Origin of the sequence: Mesorhizobium sp. B2-4-15 (assembly GCF_006658505.1) — a bacterium.
Lineage (GTDB): Bacteria > Pseudomonadota > Alphaproteobacteria > Rhizobiales > Rhizobiaceae > Mesorhizobium.
The window spans coordinates 1-22203 of the sequence record NZ_VFUZ01000032.1; the positions used below are offsets into that span (position 1 = coordinate 1).

Annotated in this window: 24 protein-coding genes; 8 read left to right on the plus strand and 16 right to left on the minus strand. The window is 62.1% G+C overall.

The annotated features are described in order from the left end of the window. Positions 1-243: 243 nt before the first annotated feature. Positions 244-2466, plus strand: a complete 2223-nt coding sequence (locus FJ930_RS26455) for an AMP-binding protein (protein ID WP_141840736.1) — start codon at positions 244-246, stop codon at positions 2464-2466. A gap of 106 nt (positions 2467-2572) precedes the next feature. On the opposite strand, the gene pssA is transcribed toward FJ930_RS26455, so the two are convergent. The 7 genes from pssA to FJ930_RS26490 all read right to left on the minus strand — a co-directional run bounded on the left by pssA (position 2573) and on the right by FJ930_RS26490 (position 9751). Beyond that, the gene (gene pssA, locus FJ930_RS26460) at positions 2573-3319 is read right to left on the minus strand and encodes a CDP-diacylglycerol--serine O-phosphatidyltransferase (RefSeq protein WP_246677036.1); all 747 of its coding nucleotides are present in this window, start codon (positions 3317-3319) and stop codon (positions 2573-2575) included. A 75-nt stretch (positions 3320-3394) separates the two neighbouring features. Next, complete coding sequence (locus FJ930_RS26465; protein WP_140737914.1) at positions 3395-4093, minus strand: phosphatidylserine decarboxylase; 699 nt, start codon at positions 4091-4093, stop codon at positions 3395-3397. A 125-nt stretch (positions 4094-4218) separates the two neighbouring features. Further along, positions 4219-5475, minus strand: coding sequence for a DUF4375 domain-containing protein (locus FJ930_RS26470; protein WP_141840738.1), 1257 nt, complete (start codon positions 5473-5475; stop codon positions 4219-4221). A gap of 140 nt (positions 5476-5615) precedes the next feature. Beyond that, a complete protein-coding gene (locus FJ930_RS26475; protein WP_141840739.1) occupies positions 5616-5963 on the minus strand; it encodes an antibiotic biosynthesis monooxygenase in 348 nt (115 codons plus the stop codon). 88 nt (positions 5964-6051) lie between these two features. Then, positions 6052-7935: an ABC transporter ATP-binding protein/permease gene (locus FJ930_RS26480; protein ID WP_141840740.1), complete on the minus strand. Its 1884-nt coding sequence runs from the start codon at positions 7933-7935 to the stop codon at positions 6052-6054. Positions 7936-7959: 24 nt separating this feature from the next. After that, positions 7960-8304: a metalloregulator ArsR/SmtB family transcription factor gene (locus FJ930_RS26485; protein WP_141840741.1), complete on the minus strand. Its 345-nt coding sequence runs from the start codon at positions 8302-8304 to the stop codon at positions 7960-7962. Between the two features lie 79 nt (positions 8305-8383). Then, positions 8384-9751, minus strand: coding sequence for a LysM peptidoglycan-binding domain-containing protein (locus tag FJ930_RS26490; RefSeq protein ID WP_141840742.1), 1368 nt, complete (start codon positions 9749-9751; stop codon positions 8384-8386). A gap of 128 nt (positions 9752-9879) precedes the next feature. Between FJ930_RS26490 and FJ930_RS26495 the strand changes: the two genes are divergently transcribed. Beyond that, entirely contained in the window at positions 9880-10491 is a 612-nt protein-coding gene (locus FJ930_RS26495) for a TIGR00730 family Rossman fold protein (RefSeq protein WP_141840743.1), read from the plus strand. A 269-nt stretch (positions 10492-10760) separates the two neighbouring features. Next, positions 10761-11759 carry a transporter gene (locus FJ930_RS26500; protein ID WP_181176236.1) on the plus strand — a complete coding sequence of 333 codons (999 nt, stop codon included), beginning with the start codon at positions 10761-10763 and terminating at the stop codon, positions 11757-11759. Between the two features lie 56 nt (positions 11760-11815). Here the strand turns inward: FJ930_RS26500 and rarD are convergent, their stop codons facing one another. The 8 genes from rarD to cysS form a co-directional block, all read right to left on the minus strand. Beyond that, entirely contained in the window at positions 11816-12730 is a 915-nt protein-coding gene (gene rarD / locus FJ930_RS26505) for an EamA family transporter RarD (RefSeq protein WP_140737896.1), read from the minus strand. An 83-nt stretch (positions 12731-12813) separates the two neighbouring features. After that, on the minus strand, positions 12814-14430 hold the full coding sequence (cimA, locus tag FJ930_RS26510; protein ID WP_140739086.1) for a citramalate synthase: 1617 nt from the start codon (positions 14428-14430) through the stop codon (positions 12814-12816). Between the two features lie 197 nt (positions 14431-14627). Further along, on the minus strand, positions 14628-15596 hold the full coding sequence (pip, locus tag FJ930_RS26520) for a prolyl aminopeptidase (protein ID WP_140737893.1): 969 nt from the start codon (positions 15594-15596) through the stop codon (positions 14628-14630). Then, positions 15593-16069, minus strand: a complete 477-nt coding sequence (locus FJ930_RS26525) for a GFA family protein (protein WP_140737890.1) — start codon at positions 16067-16069, stop codon at positions 15593-15595. The genes pip and FJ930_RS26525 overlap by 4 nt, the downstream gene beginning before the upstream one ends. Next, complete coding sequence (locus FJ930_RS26530; protein WP_140737887.1) at positions 16066-16557, minus strand: GFA family protein; 492 nt, start codon at positions 16555-16557, stop codon at positions 16066-16068. Before FJ930_RS26530 ends, FJ930_RS26525 begins: the two co-directional genes overlap by 4 nt. Before the next feature lie 6 nt (positions 16558-16563). Beyond that, positions 16564-16950 carry a VOC family protein gene (locus tag FJ930_RS26535; RefSeq protein ID WP_140737884.1) on the minus strand — a complete coding sequence of 129 codons (387 nt, stop codon included), beginning with the start codon at positions 16948-16950 and terminating at the stop codon, positions 16564-16566. Continuing rightward, positions 16947-17354, minus strand: coding sequence for an endonuclease domain-containing protein (locus FJ930_RS26540; protein WP_140737881.1), 408 nt, complete (start codon positions 17352-17354; stop codon positions 16947-16949). The genes FJ930_RS26535 and FJ930_RS26540 overlap by 4 nt, the downstream gene beginning before the upstream one ends. Positions 17355-17622: 268 nt before the next feature. After that, a complete protein-coding gene (cysS, locus tag FJ930_RS26550) occupies positions 17623-19071 on the minus strand; it encodes a cysteine--tRNA ligase (RefSeq protein ID WP_141840744.1) in 1449 nt (482 codons plus the stop codon). A gap of 166 nt (positions 19072-19237) precedes the next feature. Here cysS and FJ930_RS30170 point away from each other — a divergent pair, with 166 nt between their 5' ends. Both FJ930_RS30170 and FJ930_RS26555 read left to right on the plus strand, forming a co-directional pair. Continuing rightward, the gene (locus FJ930_RS30170) at positions 19238-19378 is read left to right on the plus strand and encodes a hypothetical protein (RefSeq protein WP_181165741.1); all 141 of its coding nucleotides are present in this window, start codon (positions 19238-19240) and stop codon (positions 19376-19378) included. A gap of 111 nt (positions 19379-19489) precedes the next feature. After that, the gene (locus tag FJ930_RS26555; protein ID WP_141840745.1) at positions 19490-19645 is read left to right on the plus strand and encodes a hypothetical protein; all 156 of its coding nucleotides are present in this window, start codon (positions 19490-19492) and stop codon (positions 19643-19645) included. Between the two features lie 67 nt (positions 19646-19712). On the opposite strand, the gene FJ930_RS26560 is transcribed toward FJ930_RS26555, so the two are convergent. Continuing rightward, positions 19713-20474, minus strand: coding sequence for an SOS response-associated peptidase (locus FJ930_RS26560; protein ID WP_141840746.1), 762 nt, complete (start codon positions 20472-20474; stop codon positions 19713-19715). Positions 20475-20602: 128 nt separating this feature from the next. Between FJ930_RS26560 and FJ930_RS26565 the strand changes: the two genes are divergently transcribed. From FJ930_RS26565 to FJ930_RS26575, 3 genes are all read left to right on the plus strand, one after another. After that, complete coding sequence (locus tag FJ930_RS26565) at positions 20603-21037, plus strand: NUDIX hydrolase (protein WP_140737866.1); 435 nt, start codon at positions 20603-20605, stop codon at positions 21035-21037. Between the two features lie 62 nt (positions 21038-21099). Then, complete coding sequence (locus tag FJ930_RS26570) at positions 21100-21477, plus strand: TIGR02301 family protein (RefSeq protein WP_141840747.1); 378 nt, start codon at positions 21100-21102, stop codon at positions 21475-21477. A gap of 449 nt (positions 21478-21926) precedes the next feature. Then, positions 21927-22184, plus strand: coding sequence for a hypothetical protein (locus FJ930_RS26575; protein ID WP_141840748.1), 258 nt, complete (start codon positions 21927-21929; stop codon positions 22182-22184). The last annotated feature ends 19 nt before the right edge of the window (positions 22185-22203 follow it).

The window sequence follows — 22203 nt, forward strand, 5'->3', positions numbered from 1 at the left end:
CCCCAAGTCCCCCCAAACCCCTCGACCCGTCCTACTCCCAAGCCGACCGCAAGGTCGGCTTTTTCTTTGCAAAGAGGTGGCGAAGAGATTCAAGCCTGGTCGGCACGGAGCCCGGACAGCGGGCGCTTGAAGGCAGCATAGCATCTTCTTCCCGCATTGACCTTCCTCCCACATCGTCTAGGTTCTGCCTCGACGCAGCCGCAAAAGAGCCGCTATAATAAAGATCGTTGGGAGAGAAGCTGTATGATCCTGACACTGGCGCTGTTTGCCGGCCTTGTTCTGGCCTGGTTGCTGATCGGCGAGGTAGAGAAATTCCGCCTCGGCCTGCGCTTCAGCCAGGCGCTGCTTTATGTCCCGTTCAAGCTCGCCTACCGGATCGCCGACAACCGCATCAGGGTCGCCCGCAAGGCGCAGGTTCCGGTCATCTATGTGATCTCGCATCAATCGCGCTTCGAGCCCGCGCTGATGCTGTCGCTGTTGCCCGATGACACGCTGCACATACTCGACGAGGTCTCGGCGCGCTCGCCTTGGCTTGAGCCATGGCGCGAACTTGGCCGCACCATCGCCTTCAATGCCGAGCATGTCTTCGTCAGTCGCCGGCTGGTGCGCGTGCTGAAGGGTAAGGGGCGCCTCGCCGTCTACCTGCCGGATGCGGTCGAGCCTGACGTCAAGACGTTTCGGCTTTTTCGTGCCGTCACCCGTATCGCTATGCAGGCGGACGCCAGCATCGTGCCAATCTTTGTCTCCGGCATGCGCAGCCTGCCTGTTTCGCTGACACCGGCCGACAAGGCGCCACGGCACTGGTTTCCACAATTGTCGATCAGCGCGCTGGAGCCGATGACTATCGCCGAGTTGGTGGCGCGCAACCCGGACCAGGCTTCGAACACCAATGCGCTGTTCGACCGCGTCGCCGAGGCGCGGCTTTTCGGCACGGATCTCGATCGTGGCCTGTTCCTGGCCATGCGCGATGCCGCGACCCGCGTCGGCGCCTCGCATCCGATCATCGAGGACGTCATCTCCGGCGCACTGAGCTACCGCAAGATGTTCATGGGCGCACGCGTGCTGGGCAGGCGCTTCGAGGCGGTGACGGCACCAGGCGAAGCGGTCGGGCTGATGCTGCCCAACGCCAATGGCGTCGTGCTGTCGTTGGTCGGCGTTCTCTCGGCCGGCAGGGTGGCGGCGATGATCAACTACACCGCCGGGCCGGCGAGCGTCACGGCTGCCGTGCGCATAGCCGTCATCCGTACCGTTGTCTCTTCACGCGCCTTCGTCGAGAAGGCGGATCTTGCCGATATTGTCGCTGCGGTCGAAAAGGGCGGCGCCAGGCTGCTGTGGCTGGAAGATCTGCGCGAAAGCGTCACCACTCTGGACAAGCTTGCCGCTGCCTTGTTGTGGCGCTTGCCGCTGCAGCGGCAGGATGCGGCCAAGCCAGGGGTGATCCTGTTCACCTCGGGTTCGGAAGGAACGCCAAAAGCGGTTGTTCTGTCGCAAAAGAACCTGCTCGCCAATGCCATGCAGGCCGAGGCGCGCGTCACCATCTCGCCGGCGGACATCCTGCTCAACGTGCTGCCGGTGTTCCATTCCTTCGGCCTGACGGGCGGCACCATCCTGCCGCTGGTCACCGGCGTAAAGCTGTTCCTCTACCCCTCGCCTCTGCACTACAAGATCATCCCCGAGATCGCGCGCAAGGTGAAGCCGACGATCATGTTCGGCACCGACACGTTCCTCGCCAATTATGCGCGCACGGCCAAGGACGGTGATTTCTCCAGCCTGCGCTTCGTCGTCGCCGGCGCCGAAGCGGTCAAGCCGGAAACCCGCCGTGTCTATCGCGAGCGCTTCCAGGCCGAGATCATCGAGGGCTTTGGGCTGACCGAAGCCGCACCGGTGGTTGCCGTCAACACCGCGATCCATGGCCGGGATGGCACCGTCGGGCGGCTCTTGCCGGCCATGCGCATGAAGCTGGAGCCGGTCGAAGGCATTTCGGACGCCGGCCAGTTGTGGCTCGACGGACCCAATCTGATGATGGGCTACATGACCGCGGACCGCCCCGGCGAGTTGCAGCAGCTGACTGGCTGGCACGACACTGGCGACATCGTCGCCGTCGACCGTGAAGGGTTCATCACCATTCGAGGCCGTGCCAAGCGCTTCGCCAAGATCGCCGGAGAGATGGTGTCGCTGGGCGCCGTCGAGATGCTGGTGCAATCGCTGTGGCCGGAAGAGCGCCATGCGGCGGTGGCGGTGCCGGACAAGAGGCGCGGCGAGCGCATCGTGCTGGTCACCACCGCCGACGATGCCAATCCGGAAGAGCTGCGGCAGTTCGGCAAGAAGGCCGGGGCAGCCGAATTGATGGTGCCGAACGACATCATCAAGGTGGAAGAAATCCCGGTGCTCGGTTCCGGCAAGACCGACTATGTCTCGACCAGGAAGCTGGCGATCGACAGGCTGGGGCTCGGCATCGCGGCTTAACGCATATCGCCCAAAAGTGACCTCGGTCTTGGGAGAACGACATGCGTAAAAACAAAGACCTAAAGCGCGTCGCGTGACTCCGTTTCGGCGCGACGCGCTTTAGCCCTTAGCCAATATCCGAAGGCGGCACCTTCTCACCCTCCAGCTTGGCGCGCTTGGAATAGGCGCGCACGGAAAACGGCAGGAAGATCAGATAGCCCGCGACCGAGGCTGTCAGCGTGTACCAGGGATAGGTCATCAGCAAGAGAATATAGAGCACGACGGCCAGAATCACCGGCAGCACGCGGTCACCGGGAATCTTGACGCTTTTACCGGAATAGACGGGCAAACGGCTGACCAGAAGAAAGGCGACCAGAATGGTGAACGCTGTGGCGATGAAGGCGGCCGGGCGGCTGGGCTCCAGCCCGAGCCGCAGGAAATAGAGATAGAGCGGCAGCATCACCAACACGGCGCCCGCCGGCGCCGGCACGCCGACGAAATACTCGGACTGCCATAGGGGACGCTCGGCCTTCTCGTCGTCGAGCACATTGAAGCGGGCAAGCCTGAGCCCGCAGGCGATGGCGAACAGCAGCGCCGCGATCCAGCCCGGCGAGCCGGCGCGGTCGAGCAGGAAGGCATAGAGAACCAGAGCCGGGGCGACGCCGAAATTGACGATGTCGGCCAGCGAATCCATCTGCGCGCCGAACTTGGACGTCGCCTTCAGCATGCGCGCCAGGCGCCCGTCAATGCCGTCGAGGAAGGCGGCCAGCAGCACCATGACCACCGCGGTTTCAAAACGGTCTTCGAAGGCGAAACGGATGCCGGACAGGCCGGCGCAGATAGCAAGCACGGTGACCAAATTGGGCAGCACCATGCGCATCGGGATCTCGCGGATGCGTGGACCGCCGCTGGCATGGGCCTCGAATTTCTTGAACGGCGCGCCCACCGCTTACGAAATCCTGACCAAAGGCGTGCCGGTGGCACCGCCGAATTCGGCCAGCACGGTTTCGCCGCCGACCGCCGTCTGGCCAACGGCAACGCGCGGCGTGGCGGTCAAGGGCAGGAACACATCGACGCGCGAGCCGAAGCGGATCAGGCCGAAACGCTCGCCGATGGCGATCGAGCCACCGGCCTCGACCCAGCAGATGATGCGCCGCGCCACAAGGCCCGCGATCTGGACAGCGGCCACCGTGCCGTTGGGGCTCTCGATGACGAGACCGTTGCGCTCGTTCTCGGTGCTGGCCTTATCCAGTTCGGCGTTTAGGAATTTTCCGGGCCGATGTTCGATCTTGGCAATGCGGCCGCGCACGGGGGCACGGTTCACATGACAGGAAAAGACGTTCATGAAAACCGAGATGCGGGTCATCTCGACATTGCCGAGGCCAAGCTCGCGCGGCGGCACGGCCGGGCCAACCGCCGAGACGATGCCATCGGCGGGGCTCACCACCAGGCGATCGTCAACCGGTGTGACGCGCTCGGGATCACGGAAGAAGTAGACACACCAGGCGGTCAGGATCAGGCCGATCCAAAACAGGATCGACGAGAAATAGCCGAGGAAAAGGGTCGCCGCGCCGAAGGCCGCGATGAAGGGATAGCCTTCGCGATGGATCGGTACGAACGCGTTCTTGACCGTGTCGACAAGGCTCATGGGGTGGGGGCTGTCCCTGTTTCAGGTCCGGCCTCAATAGCGGAAAGCCCCCCTGCCCGCAACGCAACAATGGGGGGAGGATGGCGGGTCACTGGAGGCGGATCCCCCGAAACGCGAGCAGATGCCTATCCGGCGGCAGCGGAGCGATCAAAGTGCTCGTCGAGTTCGGACATGGTAGCCTCTGCGAGCTTTTCGTCGTCCTTGCCCCGCAAGAGCAGACCGCCGTTCGGCGAGGACAAGAAAAGGAAGGCCCGGTCCGACGCCGTTACCACCCAATTCACGACTGGTCCTTCCGCCGTTTGCACCATCGAGTTCGCTGAAACAACTGCACCCACAGGATCGAACCCGGCTTTGCGCAACAAAAGGTCGACTGCGACCGGAGCATGGAATTGCTCGGCCAATTCGATAACCGCGTTGATCTCCGATCCTTCAGCATGACCAAGCCGCACGCCGATTCGTGGTGGGTTCGCTCCCAACGAGTTCTCACTCGGGCGTACGATCGGTGGATCTTCGGGCGCGATATGTTCGTAAACGGCAACGCTTGCCTTTGTTTTGGCGCACAGCCGGAGCTCTTTCGAACTGGTTCGAAGCTGGAAAACCAGCTGCTTTTCGCCTTCGACGTCCAATATCCTTGCCATCCCGAATGCCAGCTTGATCTCCGGTGGTGATATTTTTGCGCAGGCTAGGCCGGCGCCAACCTCGCGCTGGCTCAACATCTGGCGCACCAGTTTGCTAACCGACTCGTGAAGAAGCCTGCCTTTGCGCTGGGGGTTTGCCAGCACCAGTTGGTCGATGGCATCGTCGTAATCGTCATCATCGACAATTTGCAGATCGGGCCAGGACGTGATCCACCGCGCAAGCAAATCCTCCATCGCCACGGCTTCGTCCGCTTCGTAGAATGCGTCATCGAGCGTATCCAGGAAATCGTCGCGGCCACCCTCGAAGCCCGTTTGTTCGGCCGCTTTGTCGGGATGTTTGGCGACCCATGCCGACATTTTTTCCAAAGTCGCCAACTGGCCCTTTGCACCGCAAGCGATGAGCGCAGCTCTGGCGTTGGCAATCATTGGGTCGATCTCTTCGCCTGCATTGTGGATGAATTGACTGTGGCCGCCGTTCTTTACCTCCGAGGAATACTCGTCAGAGTGAAATACCTGCATCGCCTTGGGGTTGATCTCTGGATACCGATAAAGCCCTTTGGAAATCATCGTCACGGCGAATTGCATGACGGCAATGACAAGCTGAAAAGGCTTTTCGTCGGCCTTTTCGATCTTCGAACGAGGCACGACGACCAGGGGCACCAGAAGGCTACCTCCCTTACCCTCCGAAGCTAGCGCTTTCTTCTCGGAGGCTTCTTTGGATTTACGCGAGAAAAACCCAAACATCGAAATACTCCGAAGTAAATTGGCGATTATTCTATCGGGACAATATCACCAGCAGTCGGAGATAAAAGCCTTTGCCTGATCTATTGAATAGGAGGAGCAACGCCCGCATCGACCAGGCGCCGCGGCTCTAAGATAACCCCTTACACCTCCGGCACGCGCTGGTAGTTGGCGATGTCGGCCTTGACGCCCAGGCGCGCAATGGTTTCCTGCGGATTGAAGGCGATGCGCTCATGCGCGACCTTGACGATCGGCACGACATTGTCGACGGCCGCCTGGCTTTCCCATTCGACGATCGTCACCAGGTTGAATTCGCCCGGCCCCGAAAATTGCTCGAGCACGAAATCCTGCACGAAACCCTGCTGCTGGCGCAGCAATTCGTGGGTTGTCCTGACCTTGACGAGTATCTCCTCGCGGGCGGCGGCGGGGACGACGAACTTGTCGACCCGGAACACGCTGCCGCTATCAACATTATGATTTGTCTCGCTCATTTCAATCGTTCCGTTCTCTTGAACCATGTCGTTTTGGGCTCCAAGAACAGCGTACAATCTCAACCAAAGTTGAGGTCAAGCGCAAAGATCAATTTACCTCCGATGTCCGCCGGCGAACAACGACGCCAAGCTCGTCGCCTTCGCGGGCAATGCGCAGCCGCTCCTCGGCTTCGGTCGCCTCTCGCTGGCGGTCCCACATCGAGGCGTAGAGGCCGTGCTTTCGCAGCAGCTCGACATGGGTGCCGCGCTCGGCGATCTGGCCGTCCTTCAGCACGATGATCTCGTCGGCGGAAATCACCGTCGACAGCCGGTGGGCGATCACGATGGTGGTGCGCCCCTTGCTGACGAGATCGAGCGCGGCCTGGATCTCCTGCTCGGTGTGGCTGTCAAGTGCCGAGGTCGCTTCGTCGAGCATCAGGATCGGCGGCGCCTTCAGGATGGTGCGGGCAATCGCGACGCGCTGCTTCTCGCCACCGGAGAGCTTCAGCCCGCGCTCGCCGACCATCGACTTGTAGCCGTCCGGCAGCTTCTCGATAAACGGCCCGATCTGGGCGAGTTCGGCGGCCTTGCGCACTTCCTCCTCGCTTGCACCAACGCGGCCATAGCGGATGTTGTAGGCGATGGTGTCGTTAAACAGCACCGTGTCCTGCGGCACCATGCCGAGCACCGCGCGCAGGCTGTCCTGCGTCACATCCCGGATGTCCTGGCCGTCGATCAGCACCTGGCCACCCTGCACGTCGTAGAATCGGAACAGCAGCCGCGAGATGGTCGATTTGCCGGCGCCCGACGGTCCGACAATGGCGACCGTCTTGCCCGCCGGAACCTCGAAGCTGACGCCCTTCAGGATCTTGCGGTTCGGATCATAGGAGAAATGCACGTCGCGGAACTCGACCTTGCCGGCACCGACGGCCAGCGGTTTGGCATCGAGCTTGTCGACAATCTCCTGCGGCACGTCGAGCAGGTCGAACATGTGCTCGATATCGGTAAGGCCCTGGCGAATCTCGCGGTAGATGAAGCCGATGAAGTTGAGCGGCACCGAAAGCTGCACCAGCATGGCGTTGATGAAGACGAAATCACCCACGGTCTGGGTGTGGGCCTGCACCTCCAGCGCCGACATGCACATGACGACCACCGTGCCGAGGCCGAAGATGAAGCCCTGGCCGAAGTTCAGCCAGCCGAGCGAGGTCCAGGTCTTGGTGGCGGCGATCTCGTAGCGCGCCATGGAGCGATCGAAGCGCTCGGCCTCCATTCGCTCGTTGGTGAAGTACTTCACCGTCTCGAAATTGAGCAGCGAATCGATCGCCTTGGTGTTGGCGTCGGTGTCGCTGTCGTTCATGTCGCGGCGGATCGAGATGCGCCAGTCGCTCGCCTTCACCGTGAACCAGACATAGACCCAGACGGTCACCGCCACCACGGCCACATATTTCCAGCCGTAGGTGAAACCGAATATACCGGCGGTCAGCGCGAATTCGAGGATGGTCGGGGCGGTGTTGAGCATGATGAAACGCACGATCGTTTCGATGCCCTTGGTTCCGCGCTCGATGATGCGCGACAGGCCGCCAGTGCGGCGCTCCAAGTGGAAGCGCAGCGACAGCTGATGCATGTGGACGAAGGTGCGAAAGGCAAGCTGACGCACCGCATGCTGGCCGACCCGGGCAAACAGCGCATCGCGCAACTGGTTGAAGCCGAGTTGAACGAGCCTCAGCACGTTGTAGGCGATGACCAGCATCACCGGGGCGAGCAGGAACGACGGCAGCGGCGGCGGCGTTTTGAAGCCGCCCGCCAGCGCATCGGTTGCCCATTTGAAGAAATAAGGGCCGGCGACCAATGTCACCTTGGCAACGACAAGCAGCAGCGTCGCCCAAGTCACCCGTGCCCTGAGATCGGCACGGTCGGCCGGCCACATATAGGGCCAGAGGTTGCGTAGCGTCGTGAGAGTTGAGGTGTCGGCGGAGACGGTTTTTTCGGCCACTTTTCTTGCCCTTGGGTGAGAGGATCAGCGGCCGGAGCAGCAGGAATTGATGAGTGCGCTCAGCGATGCCGAAACATCGGCAAGCGCTGCTTGGTCGACCTTATAGCGGGAGCGCTGACGATCCGGCTCGAACCGGACCAGGCCGGCCTCGACCAGTATTTTGAGATGCTGGGACACGGTCGACTGCGCCAGATCGAAACGGTCGACGACCTCGCGGCAGCAGCAGGAATTGCTGGCCGAGAGGTGCTTCAGTATCTCGATACGCGCCGGATGCGACAGTGCAGCGAACCGCGCCGCGACGGCCCGGCTATCGGGGATGCAGCTGGGCAGAGCGCCGGCGCGGTCTGGTTCAAGGACGGATTCTGTCATCGTTCATCGGCGATAGACGATGAACGATGACAGGGCAAGCTAGACCGATGGGTAGATCGCCTGAATTGCCGACCTTTTCCTACTGCGTCTTCGCCGGCGCCGTCGTCGCCTGCTCACCTATCGCCTTGAGGTCGGCGGCTTCGCCTTCCTTGGACTTTCCCGGCACCTTGAACACCTGACCGGGCCAGATGCGGTCAGGATTCCTGATCTGATCCTGGTTGGCGAGGTAGATGGTGGAGTAGCGCATGCCATAGCCGTAGACGCGCCGCGAAATCCGCCACAATGTGTCATGGCGGCGAATAATGACGGCGCCGCCGGCATGTTCGAGTTTGGGCGCCACGGTCTCGGGCACGTCGCTTGGCGGCGTTGCGGCAGCGACAACGGCCGGAGCTTCAGTGGCAGGTGCGGCCGGCTTTGCTTCGGCCGGTTTTGCCTCCGCGGGCTTGGTATCCGGGGCCACGGCGGCGACCGCCTCGCCCGGCTCTCGCTCGAACGGCACGGCGGCACGGGCCACGACCTTCACCCCGTCGGCATCGAGGCCGTCGACATGGATGGTATAGCTGCCGACCGGAACGTCCCGTGTCGCTTCGACAAGGAAATGCCCGTCGGGCGATGTCTGTGCATCACCGAGCAGGATGTCGTTGGCATAAGCGCGGACCTTGCGGCCCGGATCGGCAAGGCCGGCGACAAAGATCTTGTTGCCGTCGATCTCGACCGCCTCGACGACGATCTTGGGTTCACCCACGGATACGGCGGCCTGAGCTGCCGGTGCCGGCGCGGTTGCAGCCGGCGATTCGGTGGCTGGGGCGGCCGCTCCTGCGACAGCCTGGTTGCCGGCTGTCTGTGCTTCCGGTTTCTTTTCGGGCGCGGGAACTGTGAGCAGTTCGGCCGGCTTGCCCGGCTCCTCGACCATGGCCAGAACCTGGCCGGAGGCAGTCGCGGGAACCGAGACGACAGCGGTTTGCGCCGAGGTCGTCACGATACTGCCGGTCGTCGAACGCAGTGCAATTGTATAGTCGCCGGGCTTCAACGGATCGTCGAGCACGATGACAAAAGCGCCATCGGGACCCGCCACCGCCGAACCGAGCACCGGCGTGCCGTTGAGGATCTCGACTTTGGAGCTGGGCGCCGCATTGCCGGCGACGACGATCGAGCCATTGGCCTCGACACGCACGACATCGAAAGTCGGCGTGACCGGACCGGCCGTTGCGGGCGCTGCCGCACCGGTTGCGGGGGCGGCTGGAGCGGTCGTTGCCTGCGCCGGCAGGCGCGCTTCCGTGCCCGCATCCGCGGGTTTCGGTGCCGCTGGCGGTGTCAATGCCGCGACTTCCGCCGGCGGTTTACGATGAAGATAAGGGTCGAGCGCGCCCGACACATAGGCTGTTCCCACGGCCGCGACGGTCCCACCCGCCGCGAACAAGAACGCCTTTAATGGATTAATTGTCATGTATTTCGCTACCCCTTAGCCACCTAATGCCGGTCTAGCGTGTTTTGCCACGACCGACAAGAAAAAGCCCGCCCTTCTTGGCCCTTGGGGCTTGACCGCGCTTTCAGACCCAATCACCAATCATCGGTATGAACACGATTCGATCCGTCTGCGTCTATTGCGGCTCGTCTCCGGGCCGCGATGAAACTTACGCCAAGGCCGGCCACCTGCTCGGGCGCTCGCTCGCGCGCTCCGGCCTCAGGCTGATCTATGGCGGCGGCACCAAGGGTATCATGGGCGCCGTCGCCGAAGGCGCGCTCAAGGCCGGCGGCAAGGTGACGGGCATCATTCCCCGCTTCCTGATCAACTGGGAAGCAACCGAAACCGCGCTCGACCGGCTCGACGAGCTGTTGATCACCGACAATATGCACGAGCGCAAACATAGAATGTTCGAGAAATCCGACGCCTTTGTGGCGTTGCCAGGCGGCATCGGCACGGTCGAGGAGATCGTCGAGATCATGACCTGGGCGCAACTCGGCCACCACCGCAAACCGATCGTGTTCGGCAATGTCGGCGGATTCTGGGATCCGATGCTGACATTGCTTGATCACATGACCGCAGAGGGTTTCATCCACACCGCGCAACGGGTCAAGCCGCTGGTCGTCAACGACCCCGAGGCCATCGTCGCCGCCATCATGGTGGCCGGCTCCTCCGTCGACGCACCAACCGAGGGCGTACAATCGGTGATCGACAAAATGTAAGGTTAGGGGAATAGGGAATAGGCAGTAAGGCAGTAGGGAAAGACAGTCCCTACTGCCCTACTGCCCTACTGCCCTACTGCCCTACTGCCCTACTGCCCTACTGCCCTACTGCCCTACTGCCCTATCGCCACCGCATTGCTGCTCGTCGACACACTGTGATCGACTGTCAAGAAACCGTCACACGGAAACGGGTCCGCGCGTGCTAGAAATCGCGGTGAGGTAGCCGCCACGCGGCGCCACGTCCGAAACTTGCATCTGGCACTATGCCCATGGATACCGCCCTCGCCCCGGAAGGCGCCGACCTGTCGCCCTACCTGCCCGACGAGCACGGGCTGTTCTTCATCTATCATTTCACCGCGGAAGGCGTGCGGAGCAAGGATGCCGCCACCGCGCACTGGACTTGGCGCAGCTACCAGATCACCGATCTGCATGCACGCCAGGAGATCGGCGCGGAGAAGGTTCTGCCGGCCCCGGCGCGCGATGCTTTCCTGGCGCCAAGCCATGGCTGTCACATCGACTATGAGGATGGCTGGCTCTATGGCGATTTGCCGGACCTCAAGCACGACTTTTCGGAGGCACGCGGGCTCGTCCATTTCCGCTTCGCCTTCAACGACACAATGTTGATAGGCGCCCGCAAGCAGCCGCTGGAGTCTGTCGACGCCGTTCGCAAGGCGGTGGAAAATGGATCACGCAAATTCCGCTCGCCGTCGGACCTGATCGAGGCCGTCATGGGCCAGTCGCTCGACGGCATGGCGAGCGAACTCGGCAAGCTCGGCGATACGCTGGACGGTATCGAGGACCGCGTCGTGCGCGATGCATGGCACAATGAGCGGCAAGCGCTGGTCGAGGCGCGCCGGCAACTGGTGGTCATCCACCGGCAGATGGCGACGCTCACCAATCTGTTCAGGCATCTCGACCATGCACATCGCGACGAGCTGCCCGACCCCATAAACGACATGGCCGCCAGGCTCTCGCACCGAGCGCAGACCCTCTATCACGACGGCGAGCAGTTGCAAGCGCGCACGAGGCTATTGCAGGACGAACTGATGGCGAAACTGACGATGCAGTCGAACCAGCTGCTCTACATTCTTTCGGTGCTGACGGCGGTGCTGCTGCCGATGACCATCATCTCAGGCCTCTTCGGCATGAATGTCGGCGGGCTGCCGCTGGTGGACACGCCAATGGGCTTCTGGATTGTGACGGCAGTGTCGTTGGCCATCGCGGCGGCCACCTATCTTTTTGTCAGGCGCCTTGGCCGGGGGCTGTAGCGGCAGCTTGGCAACTTCTGGCGCCGAAGGGCGAAGGTCCTCCGCATTGAAACTTTCTATCGAGCCGCCCTGCGCGCGCTGGTCAACATCGACCAGGAATAGATCGCGAGTGCCGCCCAGATCAGGACAAAGGCGACGGCCTGCGTGGTGCCGAACGGCTCGTTGAAGATCAGCACCGCGATCAGGAACACCATGGTCGGCGCGATGTACTGCATGATGCCGATGGTGGAGAGCCGCAAAAGCTTGGCGCCGAACGCAAACAAAAGCAGTGGCACCGATGTGATCGGACCGCAGCCGATCAGCAACGCCGTATCGGTGCCAGTGCTGGATACGATGTGATCCTGTCCGGTCGCAATCAAGTAGACGATATAGCCGAGAGCTGGCACGGACAGCAGAAGCACCTCGAGCAGAAAGCCCTGGCTTGGCCCGATCGGCAGCGTCTTGCGTAAGAAGCCGTAGGCGGCGAAGGAAAACGCCAATGCCAGCGACACCCAGGGCAACTTGCCGCCTTCGATAGTCAGCACCGCGACCGCAACCGCCGCAAGCACCACCGCACCGACCTGCAAACGGTCGAGCCGCTCGCCCAGCAGCAGCGCGCCGACGACGACGCTGACCAGCGGATTGATGTAGTAGCCGAGCGCGGTCTCGACGGTGCGGTCGACGGCGATCGCCCAGACATAAATGCCCCAGTTGATCGAGATCAGTGCCGCCGTCAGCGCCGCCATGGCGATGGTGCGGGGCGAACGAATTGCCGCCTTGAAGTCCGCCGTGCGGCCGGCCCAGACCAGAACCGCCGCGGCGATCGGCACGGACCAGACGACGCGATGGGCGATCACCTCGGCAAGCGGCAGATGCGCCACCGCCTTCATGTAGAAAGGCAGCAATCCCCACAGGAGATAGGCACCCAGCGCCAGCAGGAAGCCGCGGCGGGCTTTTGAATCTGCGTCAAGGGTAATTGCTTCAGTGGCCATGGGCCAACGCTATGGCCTAGCAACCCTGGCAAGACCATCGCAAAGTTCTGATGGATCAATGGACTTTCGCTGATGGTTCAAACTTACTCGGCCGCAACAAGTCCCGCCATCTCGCGATTCTTCATCAGCTTGTAGACGATCGAATCCATCAGCGCCTGGAAGGACGCATCGATGATATTTTCCGACACACCGACCGTCCACCAGCGGGCCCCAGAGGAATCATGCGATTCGATCAGGACACGGGTGATGGCCTCGGTGCCGCCATTGAGGATACGCACCTTGAAGTCGGCAAGTTCGAGATCGACGATCTCGTTCTGGTACTTGCCGAGATCCTTGCGCAGCGCGATGTCGAGCGCGTTGACCGGGCCATGGCCCTCGGCCACCGACATTTTCTCCTCACCGTCGACCAGCACTTTCACGATCGCCTCGGACACCGTCTTCAACTGGCCATTGGCGTCGAAGCGACGCTCGACCATGCAGCGAAACGAGGTGACGTTGAAGAATTCGGGCAGGCCGTGCAGCATCTTGCGCGCCAGGAGCTCGAATGAGGCGTCGGCACCTTCATAAGCATAGCCTTCGGCCTCGCGCTCCTTGACGACGGCGATCAGCGCGTCGAGCCGGTGATCGTCCTTCGGCACATCGATGCCGCGCCGCTTCAGCTCGGCGAGGAAATTGGCCTTGCCGCCCTGGTCGGAGACCATGACGCGGCGACGGTTGCCGACGGCTTCCGGCTCTACATGCTCATAGGTCGCTGGCTCCTTGGCCAGGGCGGAAGCGTGGATGCCGGCCTTGGTAGCGAAGGCCGAGGCGCCGACATAGGGCGCCTGCGCTTCCGGCGCGCGGTTCAGCAATTCGTCGAAGGCGCGCGACAGACGTGAAATGCCGGTCAGGGCTTCCGCCGAAATACCCGTCTCGAAGCGATCCGCGAATGCCGGCTTCAGCGCCAGCGTCGGGATGATGGAGATCAGGTTGGCGTTACCGCAGCGCTCGCCGATGCCGTTCAGCGTGCCCTGGATCTGCCGCACGCCGGCCTCGACGGCGGCAAGCGAATTCGCCACGGCCTGGCCGGTGTCGTCATGGGCATGGATGCCGAGACGGTCGCCCGGTATGCCTGCCGCGATGACCTTGTCGACGATGCCGCGCACTTCCGAGGGCTGCGTGCCGCCATTGGTGTCGCACAATACCACCCAGCGTGCGCCGGCGTCATACGCCGTCCTTGCGCAGGCCAGCGCATAGTCCGGATTGGCCTTGAAGCCGTCGAAGAAATGCTCGCAGTCGACCATCGCTTCCTTGCCTGAAGCGACAGCGGCCTCGACCGAAGCCTTGATGGCGTCGAGATTCTCCTGGTTCGTACAGCCAAGCGCGACGCGAACGTGATAATCCCAACTCTTGGCAACGAAGCAGATGGCGTCCGATTTCGACTGGACAAGCGCGGCAAGGCCCGGGTCGTTGGACGCCGACACCCCTGCCCGCTTGGTCATGCCGAAGGCGACGAATTTGGCCGTCGCCGTGCGCTTCTGCTGAAAGAATGCAGTGTCGGTCGGATTGGCGCCGGGATAACCGCCCTCGACATAGTCCATGCCGAATTCGTCAAGCAGTTTTGCGATCGCGATCTTGTCCTCGACCGAAAAGTCGATGCCAGGCGTCTGCTGGCCGTCGCGCAGTGTGGTGTCGAAGAGGAACAATCTTTGCTTTTTCATCATGGCAAGGCGCTTGAGCACCCCCCTTTGTCCTGCCGGACATCTCCCCCGCAAGGGGGGAGATCGGCAGCTTTACCGACGGCGCTCGTCCTGCAGCGTCGGAGGTTGGCGAAAGCGACGGCGACATCCAATCTCCCCCCTTGCGGGGGAGATGCCCGGCAGGGCAGAGGGGGGTGTGACGGAGCGCCGTACATCGACTAATTTTTCCCCGCAAACCGATCCGTAGCCCGGATCAACTGATCGAGTATCCCTGGCTCCGAATAGGCGTGGCCGGCGCCCTCGACGAGGTGGAAATCCGCCTTGGGCCAGGCCTTGTGCAGCGCCCAGGCGTAGCGAGCCGGGCATGGCATGTCGTAGCGGCCGTGGACAATTGTACCGGGGATGTCCTTGAGCTTGTACGCGTCGCGCAGCAGCTGCCCCTCTTCCAGCCAGCCGGCATGGACGAAATAGTGGTTTTCGATGCGGGCGAAGGCGACGGCATAGTCGTCCTGCCCAAACGGACCGCTGGTTTCGGGCTCCGGCAGCAGCGTGATCGTCTCGCCTTCCCACAGGCTCCAGGCGCGAGCCGCTTCTATCCGCGCCTTGCGGTCCGTACCGACCAGCCTTTTGCGGTAGGCCGCCATCATGTCGCCGCGCTCGGCCTCGGGGATCGGCGCCAGGAACCGCTCCCACTTGTCGGGAAACATCTCGGAGACGCCGAACTGATAGTACCATTCGAGTTCTGCCCGGGTCAGCGTGTAGATGCCGCGCACCACCAGTTCACTGACCCGATCGGGGTGCGTCTCGGCATAGGCGAGCGCCAGCGTCGAGCCCCAGGAGCCGCCGAACACCAGCCATCTATCGAAGCCGGACATTTCGCGCAGACGTTCGATGTCGGCGACGAGATGCCAGCTGGTATTGGCTTCAAGCGAGGCGTTCGGCGTCGATTTTCCGCAGCCGCGCTGGTCGAACAGGATGACGTCGTAGAGCTTTGGATCGAACAGCCGTCGATGTTTTGGCGAAATGGTACCGCCTGGCCCGCCATGCAGGAACACGGCCGGCTTGGCACCCTTGGTGCCGGAACGCTCCCAATAGACCATATGGCCGTCGCCGACATCGAGCATGCCGCCATCGAACGGTTCGATTTCCGGATAGAGGGTGCGCAGAGAACCGGTGGCAATTGTCATAGTTTCAAGCCTTGCTGCGGCCAGTTGGCCGTTTCGTGGTCGGGATGCTGGAAGGAGATGATCTGCTCCTGCCGCGCGTAGTAGTCGGGATCGTCGTGGATCGGAGCCTCGAAAATCTTCTCCACCCAGGGCAGCCTGAAGGCGTAGTTGACCTGGATCTGTGGTGCGAGGTCCGAACGGTCGTCGAAGGCGCCGATGGCGATCTCCAGGCCGTCGGGCTGGCGGTAGGTCAGCGGCGTGCCGCAGCGGGCGCAGAATCCTCGGTCGATATTGACCGAGGATTGAAAGTAATGCGGCTCCTCATGGGTCCATTCGACGCTGTCCTTCGGCACGGTCACCAGCGCGCCGAAGAAATTGCCGAACTGTTTCTGGCACATGCGGCAATGGCAAATGGACGGGCGTCCGAGCTTGCCGTGGATGCGGAAGCGCACGGCGCCGCATTGGCAACCACCAGTTCGAACAGTCTCGGTCATGGTCTTTCCTCCGGCGGCCATCGGTCGGTGTCGTGATCGGGATGCTGATAGGAGACGAGCTCGGCGAGATAGGGGGCCGACCCCACGTCAGCCATCGTGTCCTCGCCCGGCAATTGCGGAATGGAATCCACATAGGGCAACTTTGCCTCCGTGCCCCATTGGATGATCGGCGCGACATCAGCCGGATCGTCGAAGGTGGCGATGGCGAGCGCCATGCCGTCGGGCGCCTCGAAGGTCAGCGGCGTGCCGCATTCGCCACAGAAGCCGCGCCAGACGGCGTTGGAGGAGCGGAAACGCTTGGGCTCACCGCGCGTCCAATCGACCTTGGCGCCGCGCACCGAGACCAGCGGCAGGTAGAAATTGCCGCTCGCCTTCTGGCACATGCGGCAGTGGCAGATCGAGGCGTCGCCGAGCGCGCCCTCGACGCGGAAGCGCACCGCACCGCACTGGCAGCCGCCCGTATAGACCGGCCGGTTGTCGAGGCTCATCGCATCTCACTCCGGATCATGGCAGACCGCCTCGACATTGTTGCCGTCAGGGTCGAAGACGAAGGCGCCGTAGTAGTTCGGATGATAGTGGGGACGCAGACCCGGCCCGCCATTATCCTTGCCGCCGGCGGCAAGCGCCGCGGCATGGAAGGCGTCGACCTCGGCACGGTTGCGCGCGGTGAAGGCGACGTGCTGGCGATCCCGGGGCTTGTCCCTGGCCGAGCTCAGCCAGAACACCGGCCGGTCGCGGCCATATCCGCCGACCCTGGCGCCACCCGTGTACTCCAACGGCACCATATAGAGCAGAGTGGCGCCAAGCGGCGCCATTGCCTTGTCGTAGAAAGCCTTCGAAACGTCGAAATCGGCAACGGTGATGCCGAGATGGTCGATCATGGAAATGCCTCCCTTGACGGTTCGTATGCCGGCGCTTCGGCACCGGCCAAACCGGCTTCGATCACAATGTGCTGGCAGACGTTGTCGATATCGCGAATGCCATCGTCGTTCCAGAACCGCAGGATGGTCCAGCCGCTGCGCTTCAGATAGGCGGACCGCGCCTCATCGCGTTCCGCCTGGTCGACATTTGCATGCTGGCTGCCATCGACCTCGACGATCAAGCACTTTGCTGAACAAGCGAAATCAACAATGTAAGGCCCCATGGGCACCTGCCGACGAAAGCTCAATCCCATCAGCCGATGAGCGCGCAACTCGTTCCAAAGCTTCAGCTCGGCGTCGGTCATGACGTGACGCATGGATTTTGCGTTCTTGCGCTGACGTGACGGAACAAGGTCGTGTCCCATCAATCACACCTACCTTGGTGATTGGCGAAAGCGGGCAACACGGCCGATCTCCCCCCTTGCGGGGGAGATGCCCAGCAGGGCAGAGGGGGGTGCTGTCCCGCCAGCCTCTCAGTTGATCGTGGCGATATGATGCGTGATTGATCGTTGAAGAAGAATTGAGAGGCAGGCGATCCTTCCCACCCCCCTCTGTCCTGCCGGACATCTCCCCCGCAAGGGGGGAGATTGGCTGGCATCGGCGCTTTCGCCAACTGCCTGGGCATCGCCACCCTCACCGCTTGACCTCCCATGTCGTTACGCGTTCGCCCGTGGCCGGATCCTTGCCGTCCTTCAACTGTACACCTTGTGCCAAAAGGTCGTCGCGGATGCGGTCGGCTTCGGCCCAGTTCTTGGCGGCGATCAATTCCAGACGCCTGGCGATTGCCCTGGCGACATCAGCCTCGTCGACCTTGGCTGAACCGATGTCGAAGCCGAGGAAGAGAAGTGCCGCCTTCAGCGAAGCGGCGGCGGCGTTCTCACCGGGGCCGTCGAATTCGGTGGCCTCTCCGGCAAGCTGGGTCAATTGCTGGAAGGCGGCATAGGTGGCCAGATCGTCGGAGAGTGCTTCCAACACCTTTGCCGGCAGTTGCCCGATCGCCGGCGCCAGGTCCGCGGCACGTTTCCACTTGCGCAATGTGTTCTCCGCCTCTTCCAGCTTGCGCACGGAGAAATCGATCGGCTCGCGGTAATGCGTCATCAGCATCGCCAGCCGCAGAACCTCGCCCGGCCATGAGCGGCCGCCAAAGGTCTCGGTCTCCAGCAATTCATGGATCGAGTAGAAATTGCCGAGGCTCTTCGACATCTTCTGCCCCTCCACCTGCAGGAAGCCATTGTGCATCCAGATGTTGGCCATCACATCGGTGCCGTGGGCGCAGCGCGACTGGGCGATCTCGTTCTCATGATGGGGGAAGATCAGGTCGAGGCCACCGCCATGGATGTCGAAGACTTCGCCGAGATAGGCAGCCGACATCGCCGAGCATTCGATATGCCAGCCCGGTCGCCCCCTGCCCCACGGGCTTTCCCAGCCCGGCTCTTCCGGGCTCGACAGTTTCCACAGCACGAAATCGCCGGGGTTCTTCTTGTGCGCGTCGACGGCGATGCGGGCGCCGGCCTGCTGCTCGTCGAGATTGCGCTTCGACAATTGCCCATAGTCCGGCATCGACGCCGTGTCGAACAGCACTTCGCCTGCCGCAACATAGGCATGGCCGCGTTTGATCAGGCTTTGAATCAGGGTGATCATGTCTGCCTTGCCGTCGGCGCGGGGCTCGACGAATTCAGTGGCGCGCGGTTCGACCGTCGGCTCCAGGCAGCCGAGCGTGGCGACATCCCTGTGGAACTGGTCGGCGGTCTTTTCAGTCACCCGCCGGATGGCTTCGTTGAGCGACAATTTTCCAGCTGCAATCTCGCCGCCGAAATCGCGCAGCGCACGCGCGTTGATCTTGTCGTCGACGTCGGTGATGTTGCGCACATAGGTGACATGTGTCTGCCCGTAGACATGGCGCAGCAGACGGAACAGCACGTCGAAGACGATGACTGGCCTGGCATTGCCGATATGGGCGAAATCGTAGACGGTCGGGCCGCAGACATACATGCGCACGTTCAGCGCATCGATCGGAACGAAGTCCGTCTTCGTGCGCGTCAGCGTGTTATAGAGGCGCAGGCCCTTAAATGCGTCCGACATTCCATGCTTTCCCGGTTCAAAACTTCTTGTCTGGATGGAGCCAGCCCCGCGCCAAGGCGCAAATCAGGCTCCAGCCTGCTGGCCGGGGCGTTTGTCCAATCTAGGAAAAGATGAGGCGAAAACGTCCGGACCAGCGCGAGGCTAGCCAATAATGCAAATGCCACAAATGGCGAAAGACGTTTTCATGGGCGGCTTTATCGCCTTGACCAGTGTTGCCGTCAAGCCGCTGATGCCAGGAAAAACGTCGCCAAGACTGACTATCGCGTCGCTCGATCACGCGGAATCAGGCAGTGAAACATTTTATTAAACATGTCGGCACAGTCATGAAACATTCCCCGGCTAGATCACCAAGCGTCACGATTTGGTCGGATTTCAACGGTCAAACGCAAACACGAAAACGTTACCTGGGAAGAGAAACATGCCTCGAAGCAAGCAAGACGCCAATCGCGCCAAGCAACCGACGCTGGCCAGCCACTATCGCGCGATCGGCCCGGCCGCGATCGTCGCCGCCCTTCTTCACACGGCGAAGAAGAAGAAGCCCGCTCCGAAGATCGTATCGCCTCGCGCTGCCTGAAGCGGTGCGGCCGGCGCAATCGCCGGCGACGACAGGCGCCCTGGAACAAAGCCTCGACAGGCTTTCGCTAAAACAGCGTCATCTGACTGTCATCCGCGCCGGGCTTCTGGCGCCCGGCTTTCTCGGGCACCGGCCGGATCTCGCCCCTCACCTGAATCTCCGGTCCGGTGTTGGCGACCTTGTTGACGAGGCCGGACACGGGAATCGCCTCGAAGAAACCCGTTAGCGCCGGCCGCAACAGGTCGGCGACATCGCGCGGCTCCAGCGTGCGGCAATCCAGCCAGCGGGCGAAATCCTGGGGTTGGATCACCGCCGGCATCCGATCATGGATATGGGCGATGTCGGCGTTGGCGTTGACGGTCAGGATGGCGCCGGTGTCCATTTCCGAACCACCGGGCTCGGCATAGGTTTCGATCAGCCCGGCAAAGGCGACCAACCCGCCATGCCGGGGCCGTATCCAGTAAGGCTGCCCCTTCTTGCCGCCGGTTTGGCGCCATTCATAAAAGCCGGACGCGGGCACCAAGGCGCGGCGATGGCGCATGGCGGCCTTGAACGAGGCCTTCTCGATTGCGCCTTCCGATCGCGCGTTGAACAGCAGCGGAAACTCCCTGGTGTCCTTGATCCAGGCGGGAATGAGCCCCCAGCGCACCAGCATCGGGCGGCGATCCGGCAGGTTGGAGCCCGGCGCCCGCGGAGCGCCGGCGGTCGCCATCAGGACCGGCTGTGTCGGTGCGATGTTGTAGCGCGCCGGGAAATCATCGAGCTCCGCCATGCCCATAAAGGCAGCGGTCTGGTCCGGCGTCGCGGTCAAGGCAAAACGTCCGCACATGATCGATAGCTCCTGCCTTCGAACGGGTCAGCCAGAAAGTGGCGATGGAACAGCCGCGCTGCAACCGCTAAAGCTGTCCGACGCCCACCATCCACAACGGGCTGCGGGCAATCGAACGGTCAGGGGCCATGAACGATATACGAACAACGCTGCCGGCAGTCTCGGTCGCCGTGGTGCGCAACGACACCGTGCTGCTGGTGAAGCGGGCAAGGCAGCCTTCCCAAGGGCTGTATGCCTTTCCGGGCGGCAAGGTCGAGCCCGGCGAGACACTGGAGGATGCGGCTCGGCGCGAACTCATGGAGGAGACTGGTTTGCATGCCGCTGGTTTTCGCCCGCTTCGGGAAATCCATATCGACGGCAGGGACGACCTTCATCCGGTCGATTACCGCCTCACGGTCTTCGGCGCCGCTTATGCCGGCGGCGAGGCAGTGGCTAGTGACGATGCCGAGACAGCCGCCTTCTACACCCTCCGCGAGATGGCGGCGCTGCCGCTCGCCGGTTCGGTGCTTATGGTCGCGCAGGAGTTGCTCGGCCGTTCCGACAGCTCCTCTGAAAGTCGCTGAAAACCTCAAGAGTTGTTCTGGAAACGCCTTGCAGGCGACAAATTGTTTGGTCACATAGATTTATGAGCCGCTCTCCATCTCTCGTCGCTTTGTGCCTCGCCGTCGGCATGACACTGGCGGCGCGGCCTGCGTCGAGTGCCGAGGCGCCGTTCGAGCCCGGATTGATGCGGCTGGCCGAAATCCTGGGATCGCTGCATTTCCTGCGCAATTTGTGCGGCGAGAAGGGCGACCAATGGCGTGTCGAGATGCAGAAGCTGATCGATTCGGAGAACCCGGATGCCGAGCGGCGCGCCCGCTTCATCGCCAGCTTCAACCGCGGCTATCGCTCCTTCGGGGGCACTTATACACGGTGTACGACGTCAGCCACGGAAGCCATCAGCCGCTACATGAAGGAAGGCGAGACGCTGTCGCGCGACATCGCCTCGCGCTATGGCAACTAATGACACCGGCAGGAAGACCTGGAACGCATTCTATCTGGAACTGCGTGAAGCAAAGATATCGGTTCTGCGGCTGCTGCTTGAGTGGATAGGCAGTCTGGACGTCCATCAACAGATATTCTCGCTGCTGCCGGCGACCACAGGCATATCCGTCTTGTGCCAATCAAGGTCTTGGTGCAATCCTGATGTTGCACTTGTGCAACAGTGTTAATCAAACGTTACCGCTTGCGTGCGGAATTAACTCAAACTGAAGGTTTTCGCCCCGCAGGCCGGCCTAATCGGCTAAGTTTGATACGGGTTGAAACGCAGCTTCGCCAGACACAGTTGGCCCCTGTAAAAAACGATCAAAAAAATGTCGTATTTACAGAGACTTACTGGAGCCGCGTATGAACAGAACAGATCAAGCCTGATCCACACTGATGGGTTGCCGCTTGAAAGGGTGGACATCGCTTATGGAACATGCTGCCAACGACATCGAAGCGCTGGTCAGGGAAGAAAAGCGCCTGACGGCGGTTGAGAGCCACAGCGAAGCCTGGGCGGAAGGCCTTTCGGCCGGCATCGAGCCCGAAATTATTGCCGAGGCGGCGCTCGAGACCGCATTCGGTGAAATGTTGCGCGCCAACGGCGAGACATCAGCGCTTGCCCTGCTCGACCGCATGCGTGAAAAGGTGATTGCTGGCGCCTTCGAACCCGAGCGGCTGCGGCACTGAACCGACGTCCGGTTCTTTG